1 protein-coding gene is annotated in these 1,683 nt (G+C 72.1%); it reads left to right on the top strand.

All coding sequences use genetic code 11. The features are described 5' to 3' along the window. Nucleotides 1–352 precede the first annotated feature (352 nt). Nucleotides 353–1,480 (top strand): MerR family transcriptional regulator, encoded by a 1,128-nt coding sequence (locus AC13HU_RS36690; RefSeq protein WP_483046327.1) that lies wholly within the window; start codon nucleotides 353–355, stop codon nucleotides 1,478–1,480. The last annotated feature ends 203 nt before the right edge of the window (nucleotides 1,481–1,683 follow it).

Raw genomic sequence — 1,683 nt, 5'->3', positions numbered from 1 at the left:
ACGTATGGCTCCTCCGCGGCCCCCTCCGCCCGGGGAGCCACGCATGGTCGGCTCCCGGGCCGCACGCCGCTCGGGGCTCGTCGCGCCGTTCTCCCGCAGGGCTTCGCCTGGGTGGGGATGCCCCGGCGGAGCCAGGGGAGTACCCCGACGCGCCCCCGGGGATGCGCGGCTGCTTCCCGCCCGGTGCTCCAGCAGGACTTCGACGTTCTTGCCTGTTCAGAGGCCGCGTCGTGGTGGGCGTAGTGGGCACGGCGGGCGCCGGCCTGCCACGGTCCGCGCCAGGTGGGCCGGTTCAGGGCGTGAACGCTGCGCCAGGCGGGAGGCGCTTGACCCTCACGTGGCGTGATGCCGCATGGTCGGTGGCGTGGAAGAGCACCTGACCGTGGGACGTGTGGCCGAGCTGGCCGGCGTGAGCGTCCGCACGCTGCATCACTACGACGAGATCGGCCTCGTACACCCGTCCGCACGGACCACGGCCGGATACCGGGCCTACTCGGCCGCCGACGTGGAGCGGCTGCGGGAGGTACTCGCCTACCGGCGGCTGGGCTTCGGATTGCGCGAGATCGCGGATCTCGTCGACGACCCGGCCACCGACGCGGTCGCGCACCTGCGCCGGCTGCGCGGCCTGCTACTGGAACAGCGCGACCGCGCCGCCGCCATGGTGACGGCCATCGACAGAGAACTGGAGGCAAGGGCCATGGGGATCAGGACGACACCGGAGGAACAACTCAAGGTGTTCGGAGCCCAGTTGTACGACACCATCGGGTCCGCCTACCCGGCGACGCGGCGCACCGAGCCGCGGATCGCCGCGAGGGTCTGGGACGCGCTCGGAGACGCACAGACGGTACTGAACGTCGGGGCCGGCACCGGCTCCTACGAACCCCCGGACCGCGAGGTCACCGCGGTGGAACCATCGGCGGTCATGCGGGCGCAGCGTCCCGCCGGCGCGGCGCCGTGCGTGGCCGCCGCCGCGGAGAGCCTGCCGTTCGCCGACCAGTCCTTCGACGCCGCGATGGCGTTCAGCACCGTTCACCACTGGCAGGACCCGATCGCCGGGCTGCGCGAGCTCAAGCGGGTGGCCCGGCGCGTGGTGGTGTTCACGTACGACGCGAGCACGACCGGCTGGCTCCAGCGGTTCTGGCTCACCCGCGACTACCTGCCGGAATTCGCCGAACTTCTCGTCGACTGGCCTTCACTGGCCGACCTGACCCGCGCGATCGGGGGCCGCGCGGAGCCGGTGCTCGTCCCATGGGACTGCGCCGACGGCTTCTTCGAAGCGCACTGGCGCCGCCCAGAGGCATACCTGGACGAACAGGTCCGCCGCGCGGTATCCGTCTGGACCAGGGTCGGACCACAGGCCGAACAACGGGCGGTGAACATGCTCCGCGACGACCTCTCCTCCGGCCGCTGGGCCGAACGCAACCGCGACCTCGTCGCCCTCGACACGGCCGAACTCGGCCTCCGCCTGCTCGTGGCCTGAACCATCGTGCGCGAGAACACCGAAAGGAGTTGACCCACCCACCGGAATCGGTAGCCGTCGCCGTGGCGTCACTTGGCCGCGATAGCAGACTCGAGCTGTCTCGGTTACCCGCCGCTGTCGTCTCCAGGGGCGGGCGCTGCGCGGGGGGGCGGCGTTCGGTGGCCGCAGTTGCTCAGGGGCGCGGGAACCGCGCGACCGGCCAC

The organism is Streptomyces sp. NH27, from assembly GCF_056859195.1.
The sequence above is the reverse complement of the archived record's forward strand: the minus strand, read 5'-3'. Positions and strand labels throughout refer to the sequence as shown.